This window comes from Microcystis sp. M079S1 (assembly GCF_020246425.1).
Taxonomy (GTDB): domain Bacteria; phylum Cyanobacteriota; class Cyanobacteriia; order Cyanobacteriales; family Microcystaceae; genus Microcystis; species Microcystis aeruginosa.
This window is the reverse complement of the sequence record NZ_JADBSZ010000334.1, coordinates 1-3,103: the sequence shown is the minus strand read 5'-3', so window position 1 is coordinate 3,103 and position 3,103 is coordinate 1. Positions and strand designations below refer to the sequence as shown.

The following is a 3,103-nucleotide window of genomic DNA, read 5'->3' as shown; positions in this document are numbered from 1 at the left end:
AATAGGTTTTGATGCCATTTTTGGTGCTTTACTGTTTCTCAAATGCCTTTTTTCGCTCCTTATGTTTATTTTTATGCTCACTTTGATTTTTTCTCTCCGTAATTTCTCTCTGTGACAGCTTAGGGTGCGGAATGTGGGTTTGATCTACTTTAGATCGATAAGTAAATTAAATACTGGGTGGGTAATAAGCTAAACGGCTTTTACTTCGGATCACCGATATAGACTCCAAAAGAGTTATAGCTATTGGATCATGCAGGTTAAGCACCGTTTAGCTTACCAACCCAAATTATTTATTATTTGGCAACGTCCCAATTTTGCACATTAGCCATTCTCAAGAGAACTGAAACATCTCTGCTTACAATAATCAAAATAAGGCTCTTCTCGACTTTGTGTGATAATTTTGGCTTATGGAATCGTGAAATGTTTACTGGGAAAGACTTTTAGGGCTATTTTGCGGATATTCTATCAGTATAGACCTAGTTTCTACACAGAAACCAGAAGAACCATAATAAATCCGTAGGTTGAGTTAAACGAAGTGCAACCCAACACAAAACATGAAGAATAATAGGGGGATGATGTTGGGTTTCCGTTGCAACCCAACCTTGCAAGATAGACGTACTGCTACGCAGTGCCTTCGGCATCGCACCTGATACCTTAATAGCTAAGTTGCTTGTTTGCCAAATTCAGGAACAACCAGGTTGACTTCCTTCGAGTTGTAACCAAATGCTTCTACCTGAGACTTGATCAAATCAAGAGCATCATAATAAGCAAGGCTTTGTCCTTTATAGAAAGAAGAGTCCTCTCCTTTTATGTCAGCTTCGTTAATTTTTGCGAGGGATTCATTGTACTTTTCTTTGAGAATAAGTGCATGATCTTTGATAAAGTTAACAGATTCTGTATTCATAGTCCTCTCTCCTTGAGTAGGCCTTCTAGTATAGTCTTTTGCTCGCTCTGCCGATTTATGTCACTTTGCCATTTATCGGGAAGAGCTTTTTGCTGTCTAGGATCAAGATTATCAAAATCAGGTATAAATTTTTGGGGAGCTTCAATCTTTTTTTGATGTTCAGAAATTTGCTTGTTTATAGATTCAATTCCTTTTCGGATTTGAGAGTCTGGCTTTTTGGCATATTCGTTATAGAATCCAGAGTGCTTACCCCCTTGTTTGGCAATATTATATGGGTCATTCACATTAGTCACATCATCCACTTCATCAACAGCCTTAGTAGCTACCAACTGTTGATTCTTCACTATTATACCTCTCCAGAAAAGATTTTTGATAAGCTCTTAGTAAGGGCTTCATCTCTTATTTTGACAATTATTGGAGAGGTCTATTTAGCAGGGTCAGTCCACACTCACCCGCATCAATATAGGAGCGAACAAACTCTATCTGAGTTTCTTGCATCACTTCTGTGGTAAGACGATTTTGCCTAATTGAGTTTTCGGTAAGTTTTAGGGGAATTGTTGGGTTTCCTTGCGTCAACCCAACCTACCAGATCTGCGATCGCCTTGAGTTAAATTTGAGAGAGTTCGCGTTCACCCGCTAATTTCAGTGCAGAAGCGGCTTCAGGAATATAGGAAGTTTTCGTTTTAGAGACCATACCTCCCTGTTGTTCCTGTAATTGTTCTAGACGCATGGTACTCCAATCGGTCAGCATCGAGTTACCTAGCCGGGGGGCCAATTTGTTAATTTTCTCCACGGCGGAGATAGCTAATTCATCCATCTGTAGGGAAGCTAGATAGCAATCACAGGCGATGTCTATCTCTCCTAATCGTTCGTGACATTGGCCGGCCATAAACCAAGCGATCGCCATTCCAGGTGGGCCGAGTCTAGTGGCAGAACGATAGATTTTCGCCGCTTCTTCAAATTTATTTTGTTTCAGTAAAATTTCCCCCAGTTGCAGGCGATAACGAGAGTAAAGAGGTTCCATCGCCACCATTTTCTTCGATCTCTCTTCGGCGAGATCGATATCGCCTAACCAGAGAGCTTCTTTTGTTCGGCTCTCGAGAACCGTTATGAGAGTGTCGTAGGCGGAAAGTCGTTCGCTCTCGTTTTTACACTCGCGAGTTAGTTCTTCCGCCAGGGATTGACAGATATCCATTTCACGGACAACCGTTTCTCGTTCACCCCGCAAAAGTGGAGCGAAAACAGCCGCACGCTTGAAAACACTGGTTAAATGTTTAAAATCGAAACGATCGAGGGAAGGTTCGACGTGATGGAGTGCCTCCTTGGCTACTTCTCGCCAATGGGCGACCGCCGCTATATCTTGAAAGGCAGTAGCCTGCAAAACGATTAATTCTACGGCCGCCCCGAAAGCCACCAGGCTTTCTTTAGAAGCGTATTGAAAGATTCGTTGAAAATCTTCGAGATTTTCTGATGTACCAATATCTTCTTGACAAAGGATTTTAGACATCGCCAGGCTGTAAGCCAATCTAGCGAACGTGGGGTCTCTGCCAATGTTTTCATCGCTAATTGCGGGAATATAGCGAGTAATCGCTTCATGAAAGCATAAACTCGATAATAGATCGACCGTTTTCACTTGAGTAGCGGGTGAAAGCTCACGATAATACTCTAAATGCTCGCAAAGAACTCTCCAACGTTCGGTTCTCAACTCATCGGGGAGGGCGAGAGGATCGTTAATTGGGTATTGAAAAAGACCGGTCTCTCGAATCAATTGCTCTCGAAAAGAAGCAGAGTGAACGAGAGAAACTGGGGACTCTGATGGTGTATCGAAACCTCCTACTTCGGAGACAAGGCTTCGATAACTATAGTCAATTCCCTGAATATGCCAAGCACCAGATTGATAGGGACTAAGATCGAAATAAGGACGATGGCTCCAAGTGATGGGAAGATCGTTTAAAGACAACATACATACTCTCAATAATGCAATTTGTACCCGTTAGTGTTTTCACGATAGCTAACATCTGCATAAAATACCGAAGTCTTCGGGATTTTATAAATTAGGGTTCTTCGTTACTTAGTATGGTTCGATAGGGTGGCATAAATGGACTAAATCCTTATCTGGCAAGAGATTTAATTGATTAGTTCGCTCTAGATCGAAACCAATTAACAAAAATCGCCAAATGTCTTTCTCTATAAGAGTTT

Annotated in this window: 3 protein-coding genes; all 3 read right to left on the bottom strand. The window is 41.7% G+C overall.

The window, feature by feature from the left end:
• Nucleotides 1–661 precede the first annotated feature (661 nt).
• Nucleotides 662–904 carry a hypothetical protein gene (locus IM456_RS21480; protein WP_002737863.1) on the bottom strand — a complete coding sequence of 81 codons (243 nt, stop codon included), beginning with the start codon at nucleotides 902–904 and terminating at the stop codon, nucleotides 662–664.
• Nucleotides 901–1,248, bottom strand: coding sequence for a hypothetical protein (locus tag IM456_RS21475; protein WP_002791268.1), 348 nt, complete (start codon nucleotides 1,246–1,248; stop codon nucleotides 901–903). The genes IM456_RS21480 and IM456_RS21475 overlap by 4 nt, the downstream gene beginning before the upstream one ends.
• A gap of 263 nt (nucleotides 1,249–1,511) precedes the next feature.
• Nucleotides 1,512–2,867, bottom strand: coding sequence for a tetratricopeptide repeat protein (locus IM456_RS21470; protein ID WP_002791275.1), 1,356 nt, complete (start codon nucleotides 2,865–2,867; stop codon nucleotides 1,512–1,514).
• Nucleotides 2,868–3,103: the final 236 nt, after the last annotated feature.

Bases quoted from the DNA above. Each gene is read 5' to 3' on its own strand.
- IM456_RS21470 (WP_002791275.1), bottom strand. From the start codon at position 2,867: ATGTTGTCTTTAAACGATCTTCCCATCACTTGGAGCCATCGTCCTTAT.
- IM456_RS21480 (WP_002737863.1), bottom strand. From the start codon at position 904: ATGAATACAGAATCTGTTAACTTTATCAAAGATCATGCACTTATTCTC.